The organism is Methanococcoides vulcani (genome assembly GCF_900111645.1).
GTDB classification, from domain to species: domain Archaea; phylum Halobacteriota; class Methanosarcinia; order Methanosarcinales; family Methanosarcinaceae; genus Methanococcoides; species Methanococcoides vulcani.
The window spans coordinates 19,800-46,458 of record NZ_FOHQ01000008.1 but is presented as its reverse complement, the minus strand read 5'-3'; the positions used below and the strand labels follow the sequence as shown (position 1 = coordinate 46,458).

The following is a 26,659-nucleotide window of genomic DNA, read 5'->3' as shown; positions in this document are numbered from 1 at the left end:
AAAAAGGCTGAATGGAAGAAAATAAGGTTCTCTAAGGGTACTTTGCATTACATGAAGCAGGAATGTCAGAAATGATAAGCCGTTTATGCCCAATGGTAATCTGAAAGAAGCTAAAAAACCGGAATAATGAAGCTTTTAAATTAAAAAATGAGAAGGGAATTTTATTCCTTTCTAAAGAAAAATGCTATAGCTAAGATCGCTAGAATAGAACTTAGAATTTCAAATCCCGGAATTAAAGGAAGCTCGCACCTGGCATAAATATCTTCAGGCTGAGTGCTACCTACCATGTGCCATTCTGCCTTATTTCCATCAACTACGTTTGCATTAGATTCAACAATTTCACCTGGCATCTCCAAATAATAATGTACATCTATGGCGGCAGCCCCGTATTCTGAATAATCGGTCGTGAAGTTGTCGGTTATCGTGTGTCGGTATATAAGATGATCTCCATCTGTTTCTGTATAGATGTTTGGGGGAATAAGTCCACTAATGATCATCTGTACATTATCTCCATCCCAGACTTCACTATATTCTCCACCTTCAGAAACCACAATGTCTCTGATCTGTGTTTCCTCATTCATTAGTGCATATACATATGAGCTGGTTTCTATGACCATAGTATGCTCTACGATTCCTCCATTTCTATCAACTTTAGTATCATATGTAAGCGTCACACAACCGCTGATCAAAATACTAGAAATAAGTATCAAGCATGAAATATATTTATAATTCATAAATGGTCTCCTCATTAAATATGTCAGGCACAACACAAGTAGTAGCACTGCCTGTAGTGTTTTACATTACATGAAGCAAAAATAAAGCCAAAGCTAATCGAAAATAAACAATAAAAAAGTAATTTGATAGCAGTGATCAGGGATCGATTTGTCGACTTTATTGGGCGACATCTCACTGGGCGACCCTTACCCCGATGTTCTCCCCATCTCAGGTCGACCTAAAGGATTTACAAATGCCAATCAAACCTTGAAAGGTCATGGGTTTTTATGCCCAATGGCGTTCTACCTTCTGATTCACTGCCACACCGTACCATTTATGATACGGTAATAGAGTATATGTTTTAAAACTACTAATTGGTTTTGATATACAATCTGATAACAAAAAAGAAATTGAAAAACTTAAAAGAAAAGTAAAAAGGACAAGATCGATGGTCTTAGTCTTTAAGAGCAGCAATAAGCAACTCATGGGCCTGACGTGCATCTGCACACCCTTTGTTTTCTTCATGACCTGACCCACAAGGGGCTTCTTATTATTAGATTATCAGATGGTTATTTACAGTTAAGCCATAGGATTTCTATAGAGCTATTTCAAAAGGCTGAAGATTAAATAATATGCACCACAAATACGATTATTGTGGGATTATCATGGGGACTCAGGAAACATCTGCACAATCGACACTCTCCTATAAATTGGCATTTATATCGATATTCATCGGACTCTTAGCATTGAATATCTGGATATTCTTTGTACAGGGACAGGGAACATGGCAGATAAAGGCGGAACTGCTTTTAGAGTTTATAGCTTTTTACACATTTGTTTTCGGTTTCCTGACGCAGACGGGAATTTTGAAGAATTCCAGGGATCTTGAGAATATTGTCCGGGATATGACCTCTCCGAATCTGTATGAATTCACCAGAGGGAACTTCGTATTCTTAGCGATCTTATTTTCGTCATTGGCTGAAATGCTAGAGCCACGAAAGACACAATTTAATCCATTCTATCTTCTGGAACTGCCATTACTCCTTGTTGTCGGATTGCTCATGTTCGTATATGCTGCTATTCATATCGTGGTCATCATTCCAATGCTGTATATCCCCTATGCAATAGTTTCCGTTCCCATCAGGAACATTCAAACTTCTGCTGACACTATCGGTATTTCATATGGCAACGAAATGATGGCTATCAAAAACATCGTCTCATCGAATGTGGTGTCAATAAGGAATCTGCTTATTGCCGTCCCGGCAGCAGTCTTCTCCCTGATGTCCAAAATTATTTTAACACTTGGATGGAACATTTAAAGAATTTGGTTATGCAAATGAGTTGTAAACGCCGTTGCCCAATTATGCAGTACAGGAAACATCCTAAGCATAAGTTTAGTGGAGAGGTTGGGATTCTTGAGAGAAAGCTTATAAACCGAATTCGTAAAATTAATTGCAATCAAATCTCAAAACTTAAATTCTGACAGAAGAAATCTTACTTTATTTCGTCAATCTATTATTGTTATTAGGAGCACTTATATTTATTTTGAGTCGTAAAAGTTAGGTTATAAATTACATTATAGCGTACTACAAAGTCCAAAAATGAAGGAGGGTATGGAACGTATGCGGAAAAAGATATTGGTGTTGTTTGGGGTGTTTCTACTATTTGTAGCAACCTCTAATGTTAATGCTGAGATCATTCCTCCCAACATTGATGAACTCTTGGATGATTATTATGATGTTTCCGGGGAGCCACAGCTCTCGGGTTCTGTGATGGGAAATCTTGAATTTGAAAGTGGGGAGACATCCAGGATATTCGTCCGGTTGATAAATAACGGTCAGACAGGTACCTTTGAGACTGAAAATAAACCAGTAGGACCAAATGAGTCTGTGGATGCCAGCACAGAACTGGATCTTGAATACGATATTACTACAGCAGTAAATATCCATGGTGCCCTCAAAAATGAAGATGAAGCACCGGTGAGAGTTTTCAGCGATCCTCAGCAGGTAGAATATCTTAGGAGCGGCGAGATAGCACAACCAATGGAATTCGACATCGAGATCTTCAAGAATGCCCCTTCTGGAACATATGAGCTCAGATTAAATCTGACCTATCAATACCAGAGTGATGTTAAAGTTGATGGTTATCCAAACCAGAGAATCGATTATTGGTATGTCATGAAGAACCAGACACTACCTATCCATATTGAAGTGAAGCCCAAAGCTGATTTTATCGTTGAGAGTGTCAAATCCCAGCTGATACCAGATGAAGAATGCCTCTTTTACGTCACATACAGGAATGTGGGAGATGTGGTGGCTGAGGATGCCGTGGCCAGAATAATAGTGTCAGATCCATTCAGCACCACCGATGATCAGGCATTTCTGGGCACACTTGAACCCGGCGACTCGTATCAGGCGCAGTACAGTATAGAAGTGGACAGCGATGCACTGCCCAAAACTTATGGGATCGAGACTGAGGTAGAATACAAGGACGGACGCGGTGATACCCGGATATCTGATGTAATGAAAGTGTCGGCAACAGTGGAGGAAACGGATGAAAGTATGATATCAGTTGGATACCTGCTTGCTATAATAATAGCGGGTGTTGCTGGTGTTTATCTCCACGTTAAACGAGGTAAGGAAAGTAATAGTTGAAATTTTCGCTTAAGGTTATTTTATATATGACCAGATGAAAATTGTACATGGGGTACAGTTATGAAACGACTATTGGCACTTGTAATACTTTTTTTGACGCTGTCTGCAGTTCAGGCACATGGCGAGTCTGTCCCTCCAAATATATGGACATTCAATGATGATTATTTTACCGTCCACGGCAGTCCTGAAATGGTGGTGAGCATCGCGGGCAGCCCTGAATACGATAGGGGTGAATCCTCCGCTGCACTCATACAGATCATGAACCAGGGCAAAATCCTTGGATTTGAATCTGAAAACGAGCCAGAAGATGCCAATGAGATCGCATTATCAACGATAGAACAGGACATGGAATATGATGTCACTACGGCTGTTGGGGTGATGGCATCCCTGTCGGCAAAGGATGCACCGCTGGATATAAAGACACCGCCACAGAGTGCAGGCACCCTGGTTTCGGGTCAGGTATCCCAGCCCATACAGTTCGAGATCAAAGTATGGGAGGGTGCGACCGCAGGCACGTATCCTCTGGAAGTAAACCTTACCTACCAGTTCCAGAAAGATGTACAGGTGGAGGGAGATGTGACCAGCAACCAGATAGACCGAAACATATTGTATCAGGAAGTGAATGAAAGCCATAATGTTTTCATTATCATCAGGGAACAGGCAGATTTTGAGGTCATTGAAGTGGATAGCGAACTGCTGCCTGGAAGTTCTGGCATCCTCCGCATGACATTCACGAATACAGGTGAGGAGACGGCTTCCAGGGCTACTGCCAGGTTGAGGCTCTCAGATCCCTTAAGCAGTACAGATTATACGGCTTTCCTGGGAGATGTGGATCCCGGCGATGAGGTTCAGGCTATGTTCAATATCGACGTGGACCCGGATGCCACTGCCAAGACATATTCCATTAAAGCCGAGATCGAATATGAAGATCACGAGGGTAAAACAAAAGTCTCTGATACCATCTATGTGCCCGCACAGGTTGGGGAGCCTGAAGACAGGGGTGCAATATACCAGAACCCTTTCCTGCTGGGTGGAGGTTTGCTGATACTGGTAGCTTTGGCATATGGCTATATGAAACAGCGTAAAGGCAGGGGTAGCAATGACTGATGACGCCATCATCACCGTGGAAGATCTGAGCAAACAATATGATGGATTTATGGCTGTAGAAGGCGTTTCTTTTGATATCAAAAGAGGTGAGATCTTTGGGCTGCTGGGTCCCAATGGTGCAGGAAAGTCCACCATCATATCTATCCTGTGCTGCCTGCTGGAGCCAACTGCAGGCAGGGTTACCATCGACGGGTTTGATGTGGAAAAAAATGCTACTGACATTAAAAAGATCATTGGTGTTGTGCCTCAGGAGATCAGCCTGTATTACACATTAACAGCCAGGGAAAACCTTGCATTCTATGCAAAAATATACGGTCTGTCCGGAAAAGCAATGAAAGACAGGATAGAAGAATTGCTGGATATGGTGGGCCTTACGGATAGGGCAGACGACAGGCTGGAAGGTTACTCGGGGGGTATGAAACGCAGGATAAACATTGCTGTTGCACTGCTGCACAACCCCAGGATACTGTTTCTGGATGAACCGTCTACCGGTGTTGATCCCCAGAGCCGTAAGCGGATCTATGATACCATCCGTGATCTTAACCGGCAGGGGACGACTGTACTGTTAACCACCCACCAGATGGAAGATGCGGAGAAACTGTGCCATCGCATTGCCATTATGGATAAAGGAAAGCTCGTTGCCCTGGATACCCTGCAAGGTTTGCTGAAGCTGGTAGGTGAGAGCGATATCATTCAGGTGACGTCAAAAGAGCTTCCACCAGAAGCCGCGGATACCATACAGCAGATCGATAAAGTTCAAAAGGTGGCTGTGGATGGCGGTAGCATGACCATTGGACTGGTCCGGGGCAGGGAATCACTGGCAGGCATAATCGATATACTGATAGCTTCAGGTACAAAGGTGGAGTCCATCCAGATAAAAGAACCAGACCTTGAGACCCTGTTCCTCCACCTGACAGGTACTAGATTGAGGAGGTAAAGTCATGAAGTTCCATATCATTGCTGCCAAGGACCTGAAGATCCTTATGCGGGACCGCAATGCCCTTCTTCTGATGTTCATTATGCCCATATTCGTAATATCGGTGACAGGGCTGGCACTGAGTGGTTCGTTCAGTCAGGACATCGGGATTGATGTACTGGTGGTGGATCTGGACAATGGCGAGATCTCAAAAGGATTTGTGGAGTTTCTGGAAGAGATCGATATACTGGATGTGGATATGGAATCCAATGAGTTTGCAGCCAGGGAAAGGATCAGGAACCAGGAATACGGCAGATTGATTATCATTCCACAGGGTTTCACAGAGTCCGTGATGGGAGGGCAGAATAGCGAACTATTGATCATCACTGACCCTACCGAGAAGGATGCGAACACGGTTGTGGAGAAGATCGTGGAAGGTTATGCCAGCAGGTTGTCTACCAACGTGGTGGTGGTTAAGACGGTGGCTGCTTATGGAGTTCCGGTATATAATAAAGAGCAGATATACGAGGTCGTGGATGTGGCAGACCAGTTCACTCAACCTCCTCCTGTGCAGGTGGTCACAGAGAGCACCTCCACCCGTCTGGAGGATTTCTCACCATTTACACAGTATGTACCTGGATTTGCTATCATGTTCCTTCTGTTCACAACCATTGGAGTAGGGTCGGCCAGTCTGTTAAAGGAACGGGAATCCGGGACATTTCGACGACTGGTCACTGCTCCTATCAGCAAACCGGAGATCATCGGAGGCAAGATTGCCAGTACATTTTTCAGGGGATTCGTGCAGCTTACGGTCCTGCTGATCTTTGGACACGTGGTCTTTGACCTGAACCTGGGAAGCAGCGTGGTGGCTCTGATAGTACTGATCTCTGCTATCACGCTGACTAGCACAGGACTCGGTCTGCTGGTGGCAGTATTTGTGACAACCAAGGATCAGGCAGATTCGGTATCTACTATGATCGTGTTAATAATGTCTGCCATGGGCGGTTCCTGGTGGCCGCTGTTCATCATGCCCCAGTTCATGCAGGATCTGGCTCATCTTACCATCACTGCCTGGGCAATGGATGGTTTCTATGATCTGCTGTATTTTGACCTGGGACTTGCCGGGATATTGAAAGAAGTAGGGGTACTGCTTCTTATGACTATTCTTTTCTTTGGACTGGCTATTTCCAGGTTCAGGTTTGAATGAACCACTGGTTTAGCTTTGTATGCTTTTTCATCCCTGATCTCAAAAGTTACGACCAGTTTAGGACCCATGGGTTCATCCTTATATTAACGAAGATCGATACCAATTCAACTTAAATACCACTCGATCCATCTTTTCTATATGGGAGGGATTCCAGATGCTTCGAATAGCGGTGACAGGAAAGCCCGGCGTGGGGAAATCAACGGTAGTGACAAGGGTTGTGGAGAAACTTGATCTAAAAGCCTGTGGCATCCGGGCCGCAGAGATGCGTGTGGACGGCAAACGCCAGGGGTTTTCGATAGAGGATATAGATACAGGCAGGAAAGGTATCCTAAGCCATGTCAAATGCACCGGCCCGAAGCTGGGGAAATATCATGTGAACCTTGAAGACCTTGACGGCATAGGTGCAGAGGCGATCAGGCATGCCCTTGGTTGTGATCTTGTGGTTATGGATGAAGTCGGACCCATGGAACTCAAGTCGGAGAACTTCGTCCGGGCTGTGGAGGAGATTCTTGATTCGGACAGGCCGATACTTGCTGTACTTCATAGATCGAGCAAACATCCGCTGGCGCAGAGGATAAGGGAGGAGTTCGAGGTCCTGACGGTTGATGAGGTTGATCGGGACGATCTGCCTGATAGGATTGCCGCGAGATTCCGGCAAGGCAGAGAATAAGAAAAGAAAGATGGGAATTCATATTTTGGATGAGCATATCCATCAAAAGGGGATAATTAAATGGGGAAGGAAAAAGCAGCATTCGACTATGAAGAGGAGAGAAGGAAGCTCAATTGGGATATTCCTGAAGATTACAATTTTGTTGATATCATAAGGGGATGGGCAAAGGATAGAACAAAGTTGATGGCAATTACCGAGCATCCGGACGGAATGATTGAGAAAGCAGCATACTGGGAGGTATGGGACAATGCCATGAGGTTTGGAAATGTCCTTCAGGGTTCAGGCATCCATAAAGGTGATCGGGTTCTGGTAATACTTCCTAGGAGAACGGATGTTTATGCTGTAAGTATCGGTATCTGGGCTATAGGTGGCGTTGTCGTTCCCGGTACAATTATGCTCAGGGGTAAAGATATAGAATATAGGATACTGGATGCCGGAGTAAAGGCTTTGATAACAGATGATCCGGCAGTTGCTGATGAGGTAGATGCAATAAAAGACAAAATCCCGGTTATCAACCTTTTCTTTTCAGGTCAGAGGGAAGGATGGAGAGATTATCAACAGGAAATTTATTCTGCGTCGAGAGATCTGAGGATCGCATCACTTACCGCAAGTGACCCTTTAGCCATCAACTACACCTCCGGGACTACGGGTGCACCAAAGGGAGTATCGCATACCCATTCATTGATGTACTGCTTCGACAGGCTGAATAGATATTATTGGTGGAATACTCAATCAGACGAGCTATGCTGGGCTACAACAGAACCCGGATGGGCAAAATGGTATTGGGGACCATTCGGAGCTGTTTTAGATGCAGGGGCTACCAACTTCCATTACTCAGGTAGATTTGAACCTGAAAAATGGTTTGAGCTGCTTGATAGATGGAAGATAAACAGGGCATGTCTGACCCCAACGGAACTCAGGGCCATGGCAACGATCGAAGATGCGGACCAGAGATACGATCTGAAGGACCTGAAGGTTATTTTAACTGCCGGGGAGCCCTGCACACCAGGCATCATTAAGTTCTTCGACGAAAAGTTCGGGGTATCTGTGCGAGAGGGGTACGGACAAACGGAAACTTGTGTCATCGCCTGCAATTTGCCCGGAATGGAGATAAAACCAGGTTCCATGGGCAGGTTTACACCCGGGGTCGAGGGGGCAATTGTCGATCCAGAGACAGGTGAAAAGTTACCCTCAGGCGAAAAAGGAACAATTGCTGTCGCAAGGGATCATCCGATGCTTTTCAAAGGATATCACAACAAACCGGAAAAAACGGCTGAATGCTTCGTTGGAAACTGGTATTTGACCGGTGACCTTGCAATGATGGATGAAGCCGGATATATATGGTTTGAATCAAGGGCTGATGATGTCTGTATAAGCTCGGGGTACAGGATCGGTCCATTTGAGGTTGAAAGTGCAGTAGATTCGCATGAGGCAGTCCTTGAATCTGCTATGATCCCGAGTCCGGACCCGATAAGAGGGGAGGTTGTTAAGGTTTTTGTAGTCCTGAGGAAGGGGTACGAGCCATCTGAAGAACTTATTAAGGATATCCAGCAGCATGTCAAAGAGGTGACCGCTCCATATAAGTATCCAAGGGAGGTCGAGTTTGTCAGGGAACTTCCAAAGACCATCAGTGGCAAGATCAAGCGCAGAGAACTCAGGACCACCGAGTTCGAGACAAAAAGGGATGTGATCGAAAAGCTAAAGGAAAGGGGCCTGTGGGAAAGAGCGGATTAAAATAAAGATGGAAAGGCGGTCGATCGGCAAATATTATTATTCAGGAGAGAGAAAATACAATATAATGTCCTGTAATCTTGTGAATCAGGAGACTTTTAAGGGAGGGGTTGATACGGAAGATATCTTTCGATTTGCGGATGAGCTTGGACCGAGCAAGATCATCCATATATATGAACCGTCTGTTGGACTGAAGGCGGTGTTGGTGGTGGATAATGTGGCAGCCGGGCCTTCTATTGGAGGGGTACGCATGGCTCCTGATGTTAGCACAGAGGAGTGTTTTCGTCTTGCAAGGGCTATGACACTGAAGAATGCAGCCGCAGGTCTTCCCTATGGCGGGGGAAAGGTTGTTGTCTATGGTGACCCGAAGATGGCACCTGAAAAAAAGATTGAACTTATGAGGGCACTGGCTTCCTCACTGAGAGAAATTAAGGAGTACATCTTTGCCCCGGACATGGGTACGGATGAGGATTGCATGGCCTGTGTGAAGGATGAGATCGGCAGGGCAGCAGGATTGCCCAGGGTGATCGGTGGAATCCCCTTAGACGAGATAGGGGCTACCGGGTGGGGTCTCAGGCATGCCACGGAAGTTGCCCTGGAATTCTGTGACTTCAAACTGGAAGGGGCTCGAATTGTAGTTCAGGGATTTGGTGCAGTGGGTAAGAATGCAGCCCGCTTCCTTACGGAAAATGGGGCCGTACTGGTGGCAGTGGCGGATTCCCTGGGCACCATATACAACCCTGAAGGGCTTGATGTTGATGCATTGATCACGTTGAAGGAAGCCGGAGGAAGTGTGGTCAATCATCCTGAAGGGGAGAGGCTTGAGCGTGATGCGGTTATAGACATTGATTGTGACATCTGGATCCCGGCAGCCCGCCCTGATGTTCTGAATGAGGATAATGTTCATCGCCTGAGAACAAAGCTTGTGGTTGAAGGTGCCAACATACCCATCACCCCTGGAGCTGAGGAATACCTTCACGAAAAAGGGATCCTATGTGTTCCGGATTTCATTGCCAATGCAGGCGGGGTGATCTGCGCTGCCATGGAGTATGAAGGATCCAGTGAATGTGCAGTACTTCAGGCCATAGAAGCGAAAGTGCGTATTAATACCAGAATTATGCTGAAGGAATCGACAAGCAAAGGTATACTTCCCAGGGAAGCCGCTGTGGATCTTGCTCTGACGAGGATCCGCAAAGCTATGGGTTATAGACGATGGTCCCTGTTCTCGTCAGCTCCGGGGTTCGTATAATGACTAAATGGGATGACCGTTTCCCTATCGTTGGAGAAGCTCATGCCCCGACAATGGCTATGGATATGGTGTTAAGGAAGAAGCTTATATCGTCTCCAGTACCCATTCACCATCTCCTGCATACTTTTCAGGGTATCCTCCTGCCTTACCGGTTTGAAAAGATGGGCGAATTTTTCCTGCTCTTTCAGGTAATCTTCCACAGGCTTGAATTTCTTTGGGACAAATGTATGTTCCACCTTACCATGAACAGATTCTTTTAATGGCCAGAGCCCTGTCTCAACTGACAACTTTGCAAGTCTGACGGAGTTGGATGGATCAAATCCCCATCCGGGGGGGCAGGGGGTATGGGATATGAAAAGTTTTGGACCTTTAAATTGTTCGGCTTTTCTGAACTTGTTCATCAGGTCAACAGGATAGGCCGGTGAGATGGTTGCAAGGTAGGGCGGTCTGTGACTGTTCCAGATATCAAACAGGTTCTTCTTTTGAAGCTGTGAGCCAACTGGTCTCGTCCTTCCGGGCGGGGTTGTTGCTGTCCTTGACGCAAAGGGTGTCGCCCCTGAGTGCTGGAATCCGGTATTCCCATACGCCTCGTTATCATAACAGATATAATAGAAATCCAGGTTGCGATAAATGGCCCCGGATGTGGACGAGAGAGCCATATCGTATGCAGAACCGTCACCGGTCAGCACAACCACCTTCAGATCCTCTTCCGGTTCTATTTTTCCCTTTTTGATCAATATATCCAGAGCATCCCGAACCCCCTGGGCTCCGGCAGGTGCACAGGCCATTGCCGTATAAAGCCAGGAATTCTTGAATGGTGTGAATGGATATATGGAAAGGAGGGTAAAACAGCCTGCAGCATTTACGATAACGATCTTTTCCCCCAGTGCCTTCAGGCAATGCCTCAGTGTAAGGAGACCACCACAACCTGCACATGCAGGAGTTCCTGGTAACATGTTCTCTTCGGCTGGTAGCTCCCTTATGGATCTGATGGTTGCTGTATCCATATCTTTATTCCTTCCCTGCGGTCTCTTTCAATTTTGTCATATCTTTCCACTCATTTTCCGTATACAAGAGATAAGGAGGCTCTACAATTTCCGTATCCACTGCACTGACAATTTTGTCAAAGATAAACTCGAATTCTTCCTGACTGATGTTTTTCCCCCCAAGCCCTCCAATGAAAGAGAGCAAAAGGGGCCTGTTTTTCTCATTGAACAGGCAACCGCCTATCTCTGAATAGATGATCCCTCCCTTGCCTACGCTGATGTTCTGGTCTATGACAGCCACAGCCTTTTTCCCTTTCAATGCATTCTTTATATCAGGGTCCGGAAATGGTCTCAGGACCCTCAGCCTCAATAACCCTGCCTTGATCCCTTTCTCTCGTGCTCTTTTCACGGCAGCTTTCCCAAGGGTGGAAAAAGAGTTTGTCATGACAAGGACATATTCGGCATCTTCCAGCATATATTCTTCAATGGTGCCGTATTTCCTGTCAAATTTCTTTTCGAATTCACCGCACACCTCCTTGTAGACATCCAGTGCATTCTGACTTGCAAGATGCATCTGGTATTTGAAATAGGAATAGAACTCTCCGCCAAGGACCGCCACTCCCTGGGCCATGGGCTGACCTGCCTTGAAAAAGGCATGTTCCGGCTGGTATTCCGACAGGAAACTTCTGACCGTCCCTACATCCGGGATCTCCACGTTTTCTCTGGTAAATGAGAGGTAAAAACCGTCCATGTTCACCATGACCGGCAAGAGCACCCGTTCATCCTCTGCCAGTTTGTACGCCATCAGGATCGAATCAAGTACCTCCTGGCAGGTCTCGCAATGTATCTGTAAGAATCCCGTATCCCTGAGTGCCAGAATATCGTTATGGTCAGGTCCCAGGGTGATCGGTGAGGACAATCCCCTCGATACATTGACCATCACCAGAGGGACCCGCCATCCTGCCACTGTATAGAGCATCTCAAAACCATACAACAGCCCCTGGCTGGATGTGGTTGTGAAGACCCTGACCCCTGTGGCTGAAGCAGCACCTGCTGCCGTAACCATGGAATGTTCCGAGTCCATGGTGACAAAACTCGCATCCATAGACCCTTCGGATATCCACTTTGCTATTGTCTCGATGATCTCCGTCTGGGGAGTTATAGGATAGGCCGGAATATAATCCACTTCTGCCAGCCGAACTCCCCAGGCAGCGGCACCGTTACCGGTAAGCATCTCTTTTCCCATTATCGATCCCCCTCTCCGGAGCGGGAATGCATCTCCCGCACTTTATTGATGGCCTTTGCCGGACATTCCTCTACGCATATCAGACATCCCTTACAATTGTCGTAATCCGCGTATGGATATCCGTCTTCATTTACATGGATACAACCATCAGGACACCTGGCAACACAGGTCATGCACCTGGTGCAGACTTCATAATCCCAGACAGGTCTGAATACTCGCCAGTTTCCCGTTCTTCGCAAAGGGGTATTGCCGGTAGCATTTATGGCAGGACTGGATACAAGAGCAATTTCGAAAGGTATGGTGATAACATTCTCCCCTTCCCGGATGCTCTCAGCAGTTTTTATCTGGACAGGCATGATGGCATTGTAACAATAAAGGGCAGCCTCTGTATTTTTTACTAAAAGCTCCCTGTCCGATATGATCCCGGATAGCTCCTTTTCCACGGCACCCCTAAAAGCATCCTCTCCAATACCGACGATCCTGGAGGCAACAGCAGCTGCAAGGCCGCTGAGGACGGGGTTTCCGATCATATCAAGGCTGATCTTTGTTATATCCAGTGTTATCACATGATCTGCAATATTGTACCTTTCCTTGGTTTCCAGAGGACTATTGGGAGTGTTGACAAAAATGATTCCACCCTTTTTAAGTCCTGACAACGGCATAGCCTGAGGATCTGACAGGAGGGTTTCGTCCATAACTATTACAATATCCGGCTCTGATATTACGCCCCGCTCCATGATGTTCTCTCTGGATATGCGGGTAAAGGCAGTGATCGGTGCCCCCCTTTTCTCAGCCCCATACAATGGGAAATCCTGAGCATTGTATCCGTCCAGAAATGCGGCTGTCCCGAGTACTCTGCTGGCAACCTTTGCTCCCTGGCCACCCCTGCCGTGGAATCTCAACCTGAGCATTTAAACCCCCAATATATTTAGGATTTTATGTGTATAAAAAACCTCTCATCATTTTTCTGAGCTATATGGGTCGATGGTATCAGGGTATTTTGTGAGGACTGAAAGCTTTTCATTGAGGTAAAGACCAACAGAAGCAAGGGAAGTTACTGATGAATTTAATTCTATGATGAACCGCAAGGTCGAGTATAGAGAGAAGAATAGTTCTTGGAGGTCTGTTTTATTGTTGAAGGCAAGAGAGTTAAACCATCATCTTGGTGGGAAAAGGAAAGTTGTTGAGTTCATGAAACCTGTTTATGTGAGTGAAAGGGATGATTTCGATCTGTTGAGGAAGAAGATCCTTGATATGCCCTATGCTGAATGCAAGAAGATGAGATTTTCTAAGGGGTACTTTGCATTACATGAAGCAGAATGCCATTCGTGATAAGCCATTTACTCTCAATGCTCATGTCCAGAAGCGTTTGGAGAATTGGAGAGGGTGTTGTTAAGACCAAGTATCATATTTTTCTACAGTCGAATTGATATAGTCTGCTGTACAATGATAAAATGGGTACTTAACTAATGGAGTAGGGGTAAAACACGGATATGGAAGAACTGGAAGGTATGGTCTTTTGCCAGAGTTGTGGAATGCCTTTTGGGAAGGACGAAGATTTTGGAACTAATGTCGATAGGTCAAAGAGTGAAGAATATTGCAATTATTGCTACCAGAATGGCGAATTCACACAACCTGACATTACTTTGGAAGAAATGATCGACCTATGTTCCAAAGCAATGGATGAATATGGAATTATGCCTCTGGAAGAAGCAAAAAAACTGAGCCAACAGAATATTCCAAAATTAAAGAGATGGAAGTAATTCTTAAATTTTACTTTATTAGTGTTACATTGCATGAAGCAGAATACCATTAGTGATAAGCCATTTGCTTTCAACGCTCATGTGAGATAAAGGCTGGTAAATTGGGGAGATAGCTATCGATATGCCTGACGCTCCCTCCAATCACCTTTAAAGGCACAACATAATTAGAAACATTAACAGATGATCTATTTCAACTTGTTAAAATTATTATTTGAACAAAAAATGAAATGAACATTGGTGTAAGATCAAGGAGTTCTGTTTATGAATGGATTAGTCCCCCTGAGATATATTGAAAACAAAAGCAGAATACTTGTCAATACTCCATTATACTTTTGTCTGTTCATGCTTTTTACAATACTTGGCATTCTTGCATATTATATCCGGACAAAAGATGAATTTGCTCCTGCAATTATACTCTCTGTATTATGGATCATTTTTTGGAAGAACAGCAAGATCGAAGGAAAAACGTTCCTTGTGATAGCATCCGTTTTTGGGTTCATAAATGAATTATTGGGCGTACAATACGGATATTTCACATACCTCAATGGTGCAATAGGAAATGTTCCGATCTGGATATTGCCCGGGTATGGAACAATATTCTGGTCATCTTACAATCTCTGGAAGATATTCGAAAAACAATATTCAAGATCGAAATGGTTCCATTTTACAGATCATTTTGTCATCTTAAGTTTTGTTCTGCTTATACTGGCAGACTACACATTCTTTGATCTGACAAAGAATCCTCTAATCATATCTATTAAATTCATAATTTCATTTATGCTGTTTAGAAATTTCAACCTGTTAAGACTTGCCTACTTTACAGGATTCTTCACAGTCCTTAATGAAATTGCAGGAGAAACACTTGGAACATGGTCACATCCGGATTTTTCATTACTTTCCCTGATGGCAGGATACGTATTCCTTCTTTGGATATGCCTGTCGATCGCCGAGGTAAAAGAAGCAAGGAAAGCAAAATATCATGAAAATGATCAACTCATAAGTTACATATCCGCATTGAAAGGACTTGTAAACGGAGAGAAAGAATGGACAAAAAGAGAGGCAACTGCCGCACTTTTGTTATTATTGTTCTATACTTTGGGTTTGCTTGGGCTGATTAGAGTCTAACCATTTTACTTTCCCATTTTTTAAGGTTTGAAACTGAATTCATAGATTTGAAGCAGACGCTGATTTGCTGATTATCCCTCTATTGCATCAATCCATGATTTTCTCCCATATTTTCGTGCTGCAAAAATCTGTTACCGATATCCTGCGATTGACCAATATATGCTAACACCAATACTTAAATAAAATAAACGAAGATATTTGTTTGGGGGAATTATTCAAATGAAAATATATGTAATGATTTTAGTAGTACTTTTAACGTTAGTGACCACGGGAGCTTCAGCCGCCGAGGGAGTTGTTGAGGATTGGAATGTTATCTTTGATGCCGGTAATGATGATATAGCAAATTCTGTCCAGCAGACCTCCGACGGATATATTGTAGCCGGTTACACAAATAATAGCGCAAATAATGACATGTGGCTTGTTAAGACCGACTCCACAGGTTCCGAGGTCTGGAATGTTACCTTTAACTGCGGCGTTACTGATGACGATATTATATATTCTGTCCAGCAGACCTTAGACGGGTATATTGTAGCCGGTACCACAGAGACTGGCGCAGATCGGGACATGTGGCTTGTTAAGACAAATCTCACCGGTTCCGAGGTCTGGAATGTTACCTTTGATAGTGGATCTTCTGATTATGCAACTTCTCTCCAGCAGACCTCTGACGACGGGTATATTGTGACCGGTTACACAAATAGTAGCGCAGATTGGGACATATTACTTGTTAAGACCGACTCCACAGGTTCCGAGGACTGGAATGTTACCTTTGACGGCGGTGATGATGATTATGCAAGATCTGTCCAGCAAACCTCCGACGACGGGTATATTGTAGCCGGTACCACATATAGTGGTACAAGTTATGACATATGGCTTGTTAAGACCGACTCCACAGGTTCCGAGGTCTGGAATGTTACCTTTGACGGCGGTTATGATGATTATTCATATTCTGTCCAGCAAACCTCCGACGACGGGTATATTGTGACCGGTTACACAAACAATAGCGCAGATCGGGACATGTGGCTTGTTAAGACCGACTCCACAGGTTCCGAGGTCTGGAATGTTACCTTTGACGGCGGCGTTGAAGATGATGGGGCATATTCTGTCCAGCAGACCTCCGACGACGGGTATATTGTAGCCGGTTACACAGAGAATGAGGCAAATCGGGACATGTGGCTTGTTAAGACCGACTCCACAGGTTCCGAGGACTGGAATATTACCTTTGACGGCGGTAATCATGATTATGCATATTCTGTCCAGCAGACCTCCGACGGGTATATTGTAGCCGGTACCGCAGAGACTGGTGCAGATAATGACATGTGGCTTGTTAAGGTAAACGAAAACTACGCTCCTGTGCTGTCCCCAATCGGTGATAAAAGTGTTAATGAGAATAACCCACTAACCTTCACGGTCACTGCCAATGATGTTAACTCCGGCGACATTCTCATCTATACTTCCGACAATCTTCCAACAGGTGCTACATTGAATGACAGTACAGGTGCATTTTCGTGGACACCTTCCGATTCCCAGTCTGGAGTTTATTCGGTTAACTTTACTGTTTCCGATGGTATCCTGAATGATTCGGAGATAATTAGTATCACTGTCAATAATGTTGGCACTGGAGGCGGTTCCTCTGGAGGCGCTGGCACTGCGGAAATCATACCAATTCAGGAAGAAACTGAAGAGGAGGAAGAGAATACAGCTTCCGGTTCAGATGCTACCAATAATGCAACCGTAGTAGTTCCTGATGAGGAATCTTCCGAAGAAGAAGTTGTTGAAGAAACCCATGAATCACAGGAAGAAGTTGAAGCAACTTCAGGATCCAGCATGCTTCCAGCAATCGGTGGGCTGCTGGCAATCGGTGGGCTGCTGGCAGGGTATGTTATTTACAGAAGGAAGGATTGATAAACAATCCTTCTAATCTTTTTTTATGTTCATCCTAAGCTTGAGGTTACTTTTTTTAAGCGGTTGCAATAACATAATTGAAGATCAGGTAATTGAGACTGTGGTCAATAAGAGACTTGACAACATGAAAGATATCATTGTCTCAATCAACGGAAAGATTTGATCACAATGCAAGGTCGAGAACTCTACTGGAAAATGCTGTACACAGGCCTTTAATGAAGCAATAAGAAAAGGTATGGACATTAGGAACAAACATGAATAAAAAAATACTCCGCAGAAATCCTCGGTTATAATTATAAATTTTAATAATAGTAGGCTTTCTACAGAGCTATTTAGTGATAAGGCATCAACCTCTCTTTCTTAAAGATACGAATACGGCACCAAATATGCATGCAATTGCAAACAGAGCCTTGAATCCTGGCAAGCTGGAAGTATCCACATCGTTTCCTGTAGAAGTTCCTTCAGTTCCAAGCTGGGACTCTAGTTCGGCATTGAGCCTGATCTGTTCTGCCATTTCTTCAAGTTCAGCTTTATCCTTCAGGAGCTCATAGAAACCATGCCACTGGACAAAATCCGGACCTAGCATGAATGCCCCCATTCTTGCACGCCTACCCTCATGATGCCACATCTCATATATTTTGAATTCGATCGGCTCATCAAAGTCCTGCTCGGTCAGTAATCCTTCTTCTCTCAGCTCTTCAACGATCAATTTTGAATCTGTGTATTTCCTGTTATATAACTCGACAGCAGTATCTGCATTTTCGTAGTAGTTTGCAATCCAGTCATCTGAGTGGCACTGTTCACACACTGAATACATTCGATCACGCTTTTCCTGCCACGTAGACCCATCGCTGATGGAGGTTCCAAGTACATTTGCTGTGTTGTCAGTACGTCTGGATATCGGAGTCTCAAGTTCCCATGAAAGACGTGAACTCACATCATGAGTAGGATCTAGTTCATCTGTTCCCGACATATGACAGACAGCACAGGTAGGTGTCCTATAATCCTCTCCAGCCACCCATTCCTCATAATCCCAGTTCCATTCATCGCCTTCGGTATTATAGATGCTTCCATGCTTCGATTCAAAGAATATTTCGGCTTGGGGATGGTCCGGTCCGAGATGGCATTGTTCACACGACTCAGGTTTTCGTGCTTCTTCCACTGAGAATAGATGACGTGTGTGACAGGAGGCACACGATCCAAGGCTGCCATCCGGATTTATTCTACCAATCCCATTATTTGGCCATACGCTGGGGTCATCTGTACTCTTTCCGGTCATGTTAGTACCATGGCATGCCTGACAGCCGTTAACCGTAGCATCATGGTTTACAATTGTCTCTCCATCAACTGCTATTTTGCTTTCAAGATATGGTAATCCCTCATTGTCAAAATCCAGTTCATAGTATTTGGCACCAAGAGCATGCAAACTCCGAGTGTTCTCTTCGAACTCTGCGACATGACAGGATCCACAATCACTTGCTGATACCACAGGCGAGATGTAAGATCCCATGTGCGCCGTGGCATCGGGGTCAGCAGGATCAGCAATGTGACAGTCCCCACATGACACACCATATTCTGCATGTTTACTGTTCTTCCAGTCATCTATTATCGCCGGAAACTTGCCTATAGAGGTGTGACAGTCCAAGCAACTATCCGAATCATGCTCGGATGCTGCACCATTTTGTGTTATCAGGACAAAAAGTAAGACCAGTGTCCATGTTAATAAATATGCGACCTTCATGCTTCACTCCATATTTTTAATAACTCTGTAGGATGATACGAGATATACTCCAATAAAATAATAGACAGAACCTTGATAAAAAGGTGTGGCAGGACAATTATGCATTATGTGGAACATACTGAGCATGAGTTCGATGGTGAGATTGGAGTTCTTGGGAGGAAGTGTGTTCATGCTAATGGAGTTGTTTACATTGGCAAGTAAGCTAACAATATTGATGAACAGGAATTAGATGTGAATGTCCAACGAATGCTCCTTCTGAAAATGTCCATGCACTGGTGAAAGCTGCAAGAGATTTCATACATCCTTCCAGTTCCACCATTTCAATAGTTCAGGATCATGGTCCTTGTTTGAAGCATAGTACACAGCACAGCGAAATACATAGAGTACGCATCTATCGACATACGTTCCTTTTCGGGTGGAAAGCTTGAAGTAAAGCTCCTCGGGATTCTTTCCCTTCAAATCCTCAATTGAATGAATGCCCAGACCCCGTAGCTCCTGAGCTATCTTGCTCCCAACACCCGGAATCCGTTCAAGATCATCTGGTTTCGATAGAGTCATTGTTCAAAAATTAACGAGAAATTATTAATATCAAAGACTCTCCGCAAATCCCAAAACATAACCATTACAATCTTTGATATAAAACTCCTGCATCCCGTAAAATGTTGTATGCAATTCTTTGACGATTTCAACTTTTTCTTCCAGTGCCTCAGATAGCTCTTTAACATTATCCACTTCAATATAAAGTGTTAATGATGCGCCAATCCCCCTATCTTTAAATACAGGAATATCTTCAGAAAGGCTATCTTTTGCCTGAAACATCAGTTGCACATCGCCACTTTTCATTAATGCATAAATCAGTTGCTTGTCTTTTGGCATTTCCATTAGAACTTCTTGGCTATCCTTTGGCACAGCCATAACAAATTCAAATCCAAGAACATCTTTATAGAATCCAACTGTCTTGTTTACATCATCAACCATTAAGTTTGGTGTAAGTTTATTTAATTCCATTATTTTCGTCCCCCTTTATAATTTGAAAGATTGTTTTGCATAATATTTGGCCTTTTTCTTTTTGATGTGTTCTGGTTTGAACAGTTTTAGATGGCGTTTATTATCCTCCTCCACGTTCCATCGGGTAGTGAGATGTTATACTTTCTTAGTGTGGAGCACTATAGGAAGAAAATGGGATCCTCTAAGGATACTCTCCATTACATGGAGCAGAATGCCAGGAGTGATGAGCCGTTTACTCTCAATTCGCATGTGGGGGAGAGGTTGGAGACGTGGAGTAAATTAGGAGTGATTTTGTCGGAAGCACAAAACGCGGTATTTGAAGTTGTGTATGGTTATACTGTGCACAAAAACAGAAATTGAAATCATGCATAGAAGTGCTTTGGCTTATTTGAAAAGAAAAAACAAAGGAAGAAGATTTGACTTTCAAATCAAATCGTGATGGGAGCAATGAGTACTTTAAATTAATAAAAAAGAGGAGATTACTCCTTTCTCCTCATGAGTACAAATGCTCTCATTGATACGTTATTGTGCCGGATTTTGTCTCACCGTCCCATTGGATTGTATGGGAAACATCGTTCACTGTAAAGGTGAATGTTCTTGGTTCAGATCCCCACACATTCTTGGAGTCTAAAGTGACCTTTCCATTACTGCCAGTTACTCCAGAATCACTGTCGCTGGTCGCACCGCTCCATTGGCCGGAGACCGTTGCACCATTAATCGGACTGCCAGTGGCATCAACAATCTTTACCTCTGCTGTGGCGTGTATCCGGGTCCACTTCCAGAATTTGTAATTTTCCACCATTGACATGCTGATGCTGTCAATCGAAATGGCATTGGTGTCAGATACTGTTACCGTTGCGGTATCTGATGTAGATGCACCGTCATTATCGGTTATAGTCAAAATCAAGTTGTAAACGCCACTACCAGCATAAGTGTGAGCAGGTGTTAATGTACCTTCTACAGTTTCACCATCTCCGAAGTCCCATAAAATTATGTGAGTATCGAAGGATCCAGGATCATCAAAGCTTCCTGAAAAAACAACTTCTTCACCCATGTTAGCGGTCTGGTCTGTTCCTGCATCCACAACTGGTGCAACATTGTTTACCGTTACTATAAGAGTGTCAGATGTAGATGTGCCCTCATTATCGGTGACCGTCAATGTTACTATATAGATGCCGTTGGTTGCATAAACATGTGTGACTTCCGAGCCGGAAGCTGTCGTTCCGTCACTAAAGTCCCATTCATATGATGTCAGTTCAACACCATCGGAATCATAGGAACCTGAGGCACTAAAGGGTACCAGATCACCTTCATTAACCTCAGAGGGGCTATTGATAACTGCTACAGGGACTTCATTAATAGTCAGAGTTAGATCTGTGATCTGGACATCTATGGGATTTCCTGATGGGTCACTTATGATCACGTTTTTCAGAAATATTGTTGATGTGCTTGTAGCCTGCTCTTTTACACTCATTGTGATGCTTGCAAATGACTCAGGCTCTAAGACGCTTGAAGGACCAATTGCCGATCCGAAAACACCTGAAAGTATTCCGGCATTGTTGTCTATGTTTCCGTCGTTGAAAAATGTTGAAATTCCATTTTGGCTTAAGAGTCTTCCTTCAGATACGCTATCTATCTGTATTTTTGAGCTGTCAAATTCGAGATCGAACTGTAATCCTGCAATTGCAGTATCTGGTGTTATAAAAACATCTACAGTGAAGCTTTCACCGGTTGTGACGATTTGAGTTGATGATTTAAGTGCTACGTCTGCTGCAGTTGAATTGGAACAACCAAGACCAAGCAGAAGTAAAAATATAGCGATTATTGTAATGAGTTTGATGGATACACCCTCCTTATCTGAGAGGTTGTAGGTTTATAACCATATATAATTATTTGAGTATCTCGATAATAATATAATATAATATAATATTCTATAATAATTCGAACCTCAAGTTTTTACAAAATACAAGAGCTGCTTGTCACACTTTGCATTACATGAAGCAGAATGCCAAGAGTGACAAGCCATTTACATTAAATGCTAATGTGAGGGAGAGGCTAGAAGGATGGGACAAAATAATTTTAAGGGTGATATTTTGGAACTAGTGGTTGTGCGAATCAATCGCAAAACCCCGTTGCCATATTTTTCTTTGTATATATCCCGAAAAACAAGTGCGGGGGGAGGGATTCGAACCCTCGAAATCCTTCGATACCAGATCTTAAGTCTGGCGCCTTTGACCTAGCTGGGCGACCCCCGCATAGAAATAGAACGGTCGCCTTGTGCCGTTGAACATCCCATAATTAAAGTTAAGTTACTTAAGCCTTATTCTAATGAAGCATGAAGATAACATTTCTTGGAACCGGTGTGGCGATACCACAGAAGGGCAGGGTGCAATCAGGACTCCTTATGGAGATCGGTGAGAAGAAGGTCCTGTTCGACTGCGGGGGAGGTATCCTGAACCGTATATTCGAAAGCGGGAACAAGCATACGGACATCGATACCATTGTGCTTTCACATCTACACCTGGACCATGTGGCTGATGTGATGTGTCTGCTCAAGGCAAACTGGCTGTGTGATAAGTTCGATGCCATCATCTATGGTCCGGCAGGTACGCGGGAGTGGCTTGACAGGCTCATGGACATCTATCCATACATGAAGGAAAAGGTCAGCATCAATGTCGTTGAAGTATCACCGGGGGAAGAATTCAGGCTTACCGATACGTGCGATGTGAAATGTGCCGCCGGGATCCACAGTGTGCCCTCATTGGCGTATCAGGTTCGGTATGACGGCCAGATCGTGGTCTATTCCGGGGACACTGAGCCTTGTGATGACATCATGGAAATGGCACAGGGTTGCGATATGCTTATCCACGAATGCTCGTTCCCGCTGGACTTTGAAATGACGAATCACACCACGCCTGACATGTTGAGGCCTTACATTAAAGATACAGGCATCAGGGCAGTATATCTTACACACCTTTATCCTCACATGCAGGGTCATGAGGAAGAAGCTCTTGAATACCTGAAAGAAGAGTTCGAGGGGGAGGTTCACATACCCTCCGACCTCATGGTTGTTGAGATCTGATCGAGTCCGATAGGACCCGATCGATCTATTGAAGCTGGTCGAACTTGTTAAGCTCAGTCCTCGAGGAAGACCACGCTTACATTATCGTGATCCAGCTCGATCAAAGCACCATATCCCTGTGCTGCCATGCCGGGATTTACAAGGAAAGTATCGCCGGATCTGGCGAATCCCCTTGCCTCATGGATATGCGCACAGATCACAAGCTTTGCACGATCAAAGAACTTTGCCACGGCTGTGCTTCCCACATTCTCACCGGACACATCATCCAGCAAACCTCTGGGAGGTGTGTGAGAGACCAGCACAACAGTGCCGTCAGCATCTGCAAAAAGTGGCTCAAGGGTTTTTTCGATCTCATCCTCCTCAAGCTCGAAGGGGGTGTTGAACGGGGTTGGGCAGGAACCGCCCATTCCTATGAACGTAAAGTCGTCTATCTTCTTCACAGCATTATGCAGGTTCACCGCATCCGATGAATCGATAGCTTCCATGATCTCTTCCGGGTCACAGTTCCCGGGGACTGCAAGGACAGGGACATCGAACATCGAAAGCAATTTCTCAGCTTCACTGGCAGGACCGAACTGGGTCAGGTCCCCGCTGATCACCGTAAGATCGATCTCACCTGCCTTCTCCAGCAGGCCATCGATATGGGAAGGATCTCCATGTACATCCGCAAGGGCAAGTATCCTCATTTTTCACACCTCGAAAAAGACCGTTAGAACTTCCGGTCGCCTCCAAGGATGCCACCGAGTGCACCTTCACCGATTCCGGATATGCCGCCTCGTTCGCCTCTGTTTGATTCCCCGGAACCGATGGCTGCAGCGATCCTGTCAGCAAGGCGTGAGAACGGCAGGCTCTGGAGATACACTTTACCCGGTCCCTTGACCGTTGCCAGTACCATACCCTCGCCTCCGAAAAGCGCGTTCTTGAAACCGCCCACGAACTGGATGTCGTAGTCGATGCTTTCAGAGAATGCCACCAGGCATCCTGTATCAACCCTCAGGGTCTCTCCCGGTGCAAGCTCCTTTTTCAGTATAGTACCGCCAGCATGGACGAATGCAAGGCCATCACCGTGAAGCCTCTGGAGAATGAAACCTTCCCCACCGAAAAGACCGGCTCCGATCCTCTTGGAGAAAGCTATCGAAATATCGATACCATCAGCAGCACAAAGGAAAGAGTCCTTCTGGCAGAGGAAGCTGCCACCTTCTTCTGTGAGATCTATAGGCACGATCTTTCCCGGATACGGAGCACCGAAAGCAACACTTCCCTTTCCGTTTCCGGTCTGGGTAAATGAAGTTATGAAGAAGCTCTCACCGGAGAATGCTCTTTTAAGGCCTTTCAGGATCCCACCGCCTGTAGAGGTCTCCATCTTAATGCCATCTCCCATGAACATCATCGCTCCGGCCTCGGCTCTTACTGTTTCTCCTTTATCAAGGCCGATCTCCACCAGCTGCATCTCATTTCCATGAATCTTATAATCGATCTCATCTGCCATTATTAGTACTCCTCTATGGGACAACATCCTCAATCCGGAAAGTCCCCTCTGCAGAAATATTGCATTTAAAAGCAAATAAACGTATTGTAGGCATCATATAAGTGTTACAGTTCAAGCATGCTGAAATATTGCAATATATTAGAGTTTCAAATAGCTAAAAAGAACACAATATAAAGAAATTAACTATTTAGAAGATGCTCCAATGGATGGAAAAAAGAATACTAATTATAAACGAGTATAATAAATCCAATATAATAAATACTAAAACCAATGGCAGACGTCACCAATAAGTTGAAATATAAAGAGGGAAAATAAAAATACGGGGAATGTAAAAAGGGTATATCTTCTACTATCATCTGTGACATTGCCAGGGCAGATGTCGGGCTGCTGCCTCTGCATTCACAGGAGACCTGTTCGCACAGGATCCAAATTGCTGGAAGTGATCCTGCCTTCCGCCTGATAGGATCAACTAAATAGAAGCCAATGTTGAAAATCTGAAATAGCACAGATGGGGGAAATGGGATTGGGAGTCAAAAAAATACACATATTTCTTGCATTCATTGTGATTGTAGCTTTTTCAGCCAGTGCAAGTGCAGCCTCCTTCGAAGAACAGATCGCCATCGATCCTGAAAATCCCCATGTGATCGAATTCGAAGTCGATGAAACGGGGATGATATATTCTGAAACTTTTCTGGACGGGAATATCCAGGAACTTGTGATAAGACTGGAGTTCATCCCAACCGGTGAGTTAAAGAAGGAAATATGGGGCAGATCAAATGAAGTGCTGACTTTGAGCTATACCGTTTCTGAGGAAGAGATCTCCAGGGGCACAATATGGAAGATCTCGGTCATAAGTGGCAATGGAGATGGAAAAGGATACATCTATCTTGAATATCCCGAAATGAGTGTGATACAACCCAGCGATGGAAACATTCCACCTGCTGCACATATTGAAAGTGATACAACTACGGTCATTAAAGGAAATACTGTTGTCCTTGAAGGATATGGTACCGATGAGGATGGTGAAATTGTTCAATGCCGCTGGACACTTCCTGTAGGCGAAAGCCTGTTCTCGTCCGGCAGTAGCTGCTACTTTGTACTTGATCCTGATGAAGTTACAGAAGGAATATACCACTTTTCAGTACAGGACAATACCGGAACCTGGTCTGAAGAGCTTACCATGGAAGTTTACTTTGAACACGAGAACGAACGCTACGATGGCATTTCATGGGAATTGATATTGATCACAGCAGTTCTGTTCATTGCCACTGCTTTAGGAATATTGAAGCTAAGAAAAAAGAACAAGGAAAAAATGAAAAAGGAGGAGACCGGATCGATCCATGCAACCTCTGATCCGGAATCGTCCCTGATCCACCTTGATGGGATCTATACAGGACTATCGCCTGCAACAATGTTTGAGATCCCGGTGGGAAAACACCATATTGATTTTACTAAATTCGGCTATTTCGAATGTAGAAAAGAAGCTGATGTTCTCACAAATAGAACAACACCTGTTCACTGCAACCTCAAAAAGATACCAAAGATCGATCTGGAATTGACAGCTGATCCACCAGGAATTCCTGCTGACGGCAGATCAACATCAGTGATCACGATCAGCATTAAAGATCAGAATGGCATTTACATACCAGTACCAGAAGATGTAACGATCGAACTGGAAACCAGCAGTGGGGATCTGGAATCACCTGTCCGTATCAAAAAAGGTCATTCTTCTACCACAGCGCTATTAACAGCTTCTGAATCAGCTGGTATCGTCGAAGTAAAAGCAAGATGTGAACAGCTTCTAGAAAACAGCATTACAATTGAGTACACTGCAGATTAAATTATAATGTTGAAACGCTCCATACATTCGAATAGCTGGAGTTTGATCAAATTTTCAATATGTAGAATATTTTCTAAATTCATAAGATATCTGTAGATGGAAATTTTGCTATTACTTTGGAGGAGCACTTTTCACCGATGTCCACAAAACATCCCACAGATATAAAAATCAATACCTGAAGACTTCAAATTGAACTGTAGCTTAAGTAATCGATAAATAGGAACTCGAC

General features: G+C 44.4%; 25 protein-coding genes and 1 tRNA gene. 15 read left to right on the top strand and 11 right to left on the bottom strand.

What is annotated here, in order from left to right; translation table 11 throughout:
- Positions 1 to 161 precede the first annotated feature (161 nt).
- Complete coding sequence (locus BMX02_RS10785) at positions 162 to 734, bottom strand: PGF-CTERM sorting domain-containing protein (protein WP_091690706.1); 573 nt, start codon at positions 732 to 734, stop codon at positions 162 to 164.
- A gap of 645 nt (positions 735 to 1,379) precedes the next feature.
- On the opposite strand from BMX02_RS10785, the gene BMX02_RS10780 reads away from it, so the two are divergent.
- The 8 genes from BMX02_RS10780 (at position 1,380) to BMX02_RS10745 (ending at position 10,248) form a co-directional block, all read left to right on the top strand.
- The gene (locus tag BMX02_RS10780; protein ID WP_091690705.1) at positions 1,380 to 2,033 is read left to right on the top strand and encodes a hypothetical protein; all 654 of its coding nucleotides are present in this window, start codon (positions 1,380 to 1,382) and stop codon (positions 2,031 to 2,033) included.
- 294 nt (positions 2,034 to 2,327) lie between these two features.
- Positions 2,328 to 3,368, top strand: coding sequence for a COG1361 S-layer family protein (locus BMX02_RS10775; protein ID WP_091690703.1), 1,041 nt, complete (start codon positions 2,328 to 2,330; stop codon positions 3,366 to 3,368).
- A gap of 60 nt (positions 3,369 to 3,428) precedes the next feature.
- Positions 3,429 to 4,475, top strand: a complete 1,047-nt coding sequence (locus tag BMX02_RS10770; RefSeq protein ID WP_091690701.1) for a COG1361 S-layer family protein — start codon at positions 3,429 to 3,431, stop codon at positions 4,473 to 4,475.
- Entirely contained in the window at positions 4,468 to 5,412 is a 945-nt protein-coding gene (locus BMX02_RS10765; protein ID WP_091690700.1) for an ABC transporter ATP-binding protein, read from the top strand. The genes BMX02_RS10770 and BMX02_RS10765 overlap by 8 nt, the downstream gene beginning before the upstream one ends.
- A gap of 4 nt (positions 5,413 to 5,416) precedes the next feature.
- Entirely contained in the window at positions 5,417 to 6,598 is a 1,182-nt protein-coding gene (locus BMX02_RS10760; RefSeq protein WP_091690699.1) for an ABC transporter permease, read from the top strand.
- A 154-nt stretch (positions 6,599 to 6,752) separates the two neighbouring features.
- Positions 6,753 to 7,268, top strand: a complete 516-nt coding sequence (locus tag BMX02_RS10755; protein WP_091690698.1) for an NTPase — start codon at positions 6,753 to 6,755, stop codon at positions 7,266 to 7,268.
- Between the two features lie 60 nt (positions 7,269 to 7,328).
- Complete coding sequence (locus tag BMX02_RS10750; RefSeq protein ID WP_091690697.1) at positions 7,329 to 9,002, top strand: acetate--CoA ligase; 1,674 nt, start codon at positions 7,329 to 7,331, stop codon at positions 9,000 to 9,002.
- 64 nt (positions 9,003 to 9,066) lie between these two features.
- Positions 9,067 to 10,248 (top strand): Glu/Leu/Phe/Val family dehydrogenase, encoded by a 1,182-nt coding sequence (locus BMX02_RS10745; RefSeq protein WP_177165270.1) that lies wholly within the window; start codon positions 9,067 to 9,069, stop codon positions 10,246 to 10,248.
- A gap of 71 nt (positions 10,249 to 10,319) precedes the next feature.
- Here BMX02_RS10745 and BMX02_RS10740 read toward each other — a convergent pair whose 3' ends face one another.
- From BMX02_RS10740 to BMX02_RS10730, 3 genes are read right to left on the bottom strand one after another with little or no spacing between them, the layout of a single operon-like run.
- Positions 10,320 to 11,255, bottom strand: a complete 936-nt coding sequence (locus BMX02_RS10740; RefSeq protein ID WP_091690695.1) for a thiamine pyrophosphate-dependent enzyme — start codon at positions 11,253 to 11,255, stop codon at positions 10,320 to 10,322.
- Between the two features lie 4 nt (positions 11,256 to 11,259).
- Entirely contained in the window at positions 11,260 to 12,480 is a 1,221-nt protein-coding gene (locus BMX02_RS10735; RefSeq protein ID WP_091690693.1) for a pyruvate synthase, read from the bottom strand.
- Positions 12,480 to 13,391: a 2-oxoacid:acceptor oxidoreductase family protein gene (locus BMX02_RS10730; protein WP_091690692.1), complete on the bottom strand. Its 912-nt coding sequence runs from the start codon at positions 13,389 to 13,391 to the stop codon at positions 12,480 to 12,482. Before BMX02_RS10730 ends, BMX02_RS10735 begins: the two co-directional genes overlap by 1 nt.
- A gap of 220 nt (positions 13,392 to 13,611) precedes the next feature.
- Between BMX02_RS10730 and BMX02_RS12170 the strand changes: the two genes are divergently transcribed.
- The 4 genes from BMX02_RS12170 to BMX02_RS10710 all read left to right on the top strand — a co-directional run bounded on the left by BMX02_RS12170 (position 13,612) and on the right by BMX02_RS10710 (position 17,270).
- On the top strand, positions 13,612 to 13,812 hold the full coding sequence (locus BMX02_RS12170; protein WP_244624881.1) for a hypothetical protein: 201 nt from the start codon (positions 13,612 to 13,614) through the stop codon (positions 13,810 to 13,812).
- A gap of 161 nt (positions 13,813 to 13,973) precedes the next feature.
- Positions 13,974 to 14,243 (top strand): zinc ribbon domain-containing protein, encoded by a 270-nt coding sequence (locus BMX02_RS10720; protein ID WP_091690690.1) that lies wholly within the window; start codon positions 13,974 to 13,976, stop codon positions 14,241 to 14,243.
- A 261-nt stretch (positions 14,244 to 14,504) separates the two neighbouring features.
- Positions 14,505 to 15,368: a hypothetical protein gene (locus BMX02_RS10715; protein WP_091690688.1), complete on the top strand. Its 864-nt coding sequence runs from the start codon at positions 14,505 to 14,507 to the stop codon at positions 15,366 to 15,368.
- A 219-nt stretch (positions 15,369 to 15,587) separates the two neighbouring features.
- Entirely contained in the window at positions 15,588 to 17,270 is a 1,683-nt protein-coding gene (locus BMX02_RS10710; RefSeq protein ID WP_091690687.1) for an Ig domain-containing protein, read from the top strand.
- A 346-nt stretch (positions 17,271 to 17,616) separates the two neighbouring features.
- Here BMX02_RS10710 and BMX02_RS10705 read toward each other — a convergent pair whose 3' ends face one another.
- Positions 17,617 to 19,011: a multiheme c-type cytochrome gene (locus BMX02_RS10705; RefSeq protein ID WP_091690685.1), complete on the bottom strand. Its 1,395-nt coding sequence runs from the start codon at positions 19,009 to 19,011 to the stop codon at positions 17,617 to 17,619.
- Positions 19,012 to 19,083: 72 nt separating this feature from the next.
- Here BMX02_RS10705 and BMX02_RS12280 point away from each other — a divergent pair, with 72 nt between their 5' ends.
- Positions 19,084 to 19,212 (top strand): hypothetical protein, encoded by a 129-nt coding sequence (locus BMX02_RS12280; protein ID WP_280176508.1) that lies wholly within the window; start codon positions 19,084 to 19,086, stop codon positions 19,210 to 19,212.
- A gap of 93 nt (positions 19,213 to 19,305) precedes the next feature.
- On the opposite strand, the gene BMX02_RS10700 is transcribed toward BMX02_RS12280, so the two are convergent.
- The 4 genes from BMX02_RS10700 to BMX02_RS10680 form a co-directional block, all read right to left on the bottom strand.
- A complete protein-coding gene (locus BMX02_RS10700; protein WP_091690684.1) occupies positions 19,306 to 19,569 on the bottom strand; it encodes a helix-hairpin-helix domain-containing protein in 264 nt (87 codons plus the stop codon).
- Between the two features lie 30 nt (positions 19,570 to 19,599).
- Positions 19,600 to 20,019 (bottom strand): VOC family protein, encoded by a 420-nt coding sequence (locus tag BMX02_RS10695; RefSeq protein WP_091690682.1) that lies wholly within the window; start codon positions 20,017 to 20,019, stop codon positions 19,600 to 19,602.
- A gap of 511 nt (positions 20,020 to 20,530) precedes the next feature.
- A complete protein-coding gene (locus tag BMX02_RS12025) occupies positions 20,531 to 21,703 on the bottom strand; it encodes a PKD domain-containing protein (RefSeq protein ID WP_342210520.1) in 1,173 nt (390 codons plus the stop codon).
- Positions 21,704 to 22,189: 486 nt separating this feature from the next.
- Positions 22,190 to 22,274, bottom strand: a tRNA-Leu gene (locus tag BMX02_RS10680).
- A gap of 80 nt (positions 22,275 to 22,354) precedes the next feature.
- Here BMX02_RS10680 and BMX02_RS10675 point away from each other — a divergent pair.
- Positions 22,355 to 23,101 carry an MBL fold metallo-hydrolase gene (locus BMX02_RS10675; protein WP_091690679.1) on the top strand — a complete coding sequence of 249 codons (747 nt, stop codon included), beginning with the start codon at positions 22,355 to 22,357 and terminating at the stop codon, positions 23,099 to 23,101.
- Positions 23,102 to 23,154: 53 nt separating this feature from the next.
- On the opposite strand, the gene BMX02_RS10670 is transcribed toward BMX02_RS10675, so the two are convergent.
- Both BMX02_RS10670 and BMX02_RS10665 read right to left on the bottom strand, forming a co-directional pair.
- A complete protein-coding gene (locus tag BMX02_RS10670) occupies positions 23,155 to 23,787 on the bottom strand; it encodes a metallophosphoesterase family protein (RefSeq protein WP_091690678.1) in 633 nt (210 codons plus the stop codon).
- Between the two features lie 23 nt (positions 23,788 to 23,810).
- Positions 23,811 to 24,590, bottom strand: a complete 780-nt coding sequence (locus BMX02_RS10665) for a TIGR00266 family protein (protein ID WP_091690676.1) — start codon at positions 24,588 to 24,590, stop codon at positions 23,811 to 23,813.
- A gap of 523 nt (positions 24,591 to 25,113) precedes the next feature.
- On the opposite strand from BMX02_RS10665, the gene BMX02_RS10660 reads away from it, so the two are divergent.
- Complete coding sequence (locus BMX02_RS10660) at positions 25,114 to 26,430, top strand: invasin domain 3-containing protein (protein ID WP_167879258.1); 1,317 nt, start codon at positions 25,114 to 25,116, stop codon at positions 26,428 to 26,430.
- The last annotated feature ends 229 nt before the right edge of the window (positions 26,431 to 26,659 follow it).

What these genes read in the sequence shown, in the direction of transcription:
- BMX02_RS10670 (WP_091690678.1), bottom strand. Translation starts at nt 23,787, where the DNA reads ATGAGGATACTTGCCCTTGCGGATGTACATGGAGATCCTTCCCATATC.
- BMX02_RS10750 (WP_091690697.1), top strand. Translation starts at nt 7,329, where the DNA reads ATGGGGAAGGAAAAAGCAGCATTCGACTATGAAGAGGAGAGAAGGAAG.
- BMX02_RS10785 (WP_091690706.1), bottom strand. Translation starts at nt 734, where the DNA reads ATGAATTATAAATATATTTCATGCTTGATACTTATTTCTAGTATTTTG.
- BMX02_RS10695 (WP_091690682.1), bottom strand. Translation starts at nt 20,019, where the DNA reads ATGGAATTAAATAAACTTACACCAAACTTAATGGTTGATGATGTAAAC.
- BMX02_RS10665 (WP_091690676.1), bottom strand. Translation starts at nt 24,590, where the DNA reads ATGGCAGATGAGATCGATTATAAGATTCATGGAAATGAGATGCAGCTG.
- BMX02_RS10765 (WP_091690700.1), top strand. Translation starts at nt 4,468, where the DNA reads ATGACTGATGACGCCATCATCACCGTGGAAGATCTGAGCAAACAATAT.
- BMX02_RS10715 (WP_091690688.1), top strand. Translation starts at nt 14,505, where the DNA reads ATGAATGGATTAGTCCCCCTGAGATATATTGAAAACAAAAGCAGAATA.
- BMX02_RS10760 (WP_091690699.1), top strand. Translation starts at nt 5,417, where the DNA reads ATGAAGTTCCATATCATTGCTGCCAAGGACCTGAAGATCCTTATGCGG.
- BMX02_RS10705 (WP_091690685.1), bottom strand. Translation starts at nt 19,011, where the DNA reads ATGAAGGTCGCATATTTATTAACATGGACACTGGTCTTACTTTTTGTC.
- BMX02_RS10720 (WP_091690690.1), top strand. Translation starts at nt 13,974, where the DNA reads ATGGAAGAACTGGAAGGTATGGTCTTTTGCCAGAGTTGTGGAATGCCT.
- BMX02_RS10710 (WP_091690687.1), top strand. Translation starts at nt 15,588, where the DNA reads ATGAAAATATATGTAATGATTTTAGTAGTACTTTTAACGTTAGTGACC.
- BMX02_RS10740 (WP_091690695.1), bottom strand. Translation starts at nt 11,255, where the DNA reads ATGGATACAGCAACCATCAGATCCATAAGGGAGCTACCAGCCGAAGAG.
- BMX02_RS10675 (WP_091690679.1), top strand. Translation starts at nt 22,355, where the DNA reads ATGAAGATAACATTTCTTGGAACCGGTGTGGCGATACCACAGAAGGGC.
- BMX02_RS10730 (WP_091690692.1), bottom strand. Translation starts at nt 13,391, where the DNA reads ATGCTCAGGTTGAGATTCCACGGCAGGGGTGGCCAGGGAGCAAAGGTT.
- BMX02_RS10745 (WP_177165270.1), top strand. Translation starts at nt 9,067, where the DNA reads ATGTCCTGTAATCTTGTGAATCAGGAGACTTTTAAGGGAGGGGTTGAT.
- BMX02_RS10735 (WP_091690693.1), bottom strand. Translation starts at nt 12,480, where the DNA reads ATGGGAAAAGAGATGCTTACCGGTAACGGTGCCGCTGCCTGGGGAGTT.
- BMX02_RS10780 (WP_091690705.1), top strand. Translation starts at nt 1,380, where the DNA reads ATGGGGACTCAGGAAACATCTGCACAATCGACACTCTCCTATAAATTG.
- BMX02_RS10755 (WP_091690698.1), top strand. Translation starts at nt 6,753, where the DNA reads ATGCTTCGAATAGCGGTGACAGGAAAGCCCGGCGTGGGGAAATCAACG.
- BMX02_RS10770 (WP_091690701.1), top strand. Translation starts at nt 3,429, where the DNA reads ATGAAACGACTATTGGCACTTGTAATACTTTTTTTGACGCTGTCTGCA.
- BMX02_RS10775 (WP_091690703.1), top strand. Translation starts at nt 2,328, where the DNA reads ATGGAACGTATGCGGAAAAAGATATTGGTGTTGTTTGGGGTGTTTCTA.
- BMX02_RS10700 (WP_091690684.1), bottom strand. Translation starts at nt 19,569, where the DNA reads ATGACTCTATCGAAACCAGATGATCTTGAACGGATTCCGGGTGTTGGG.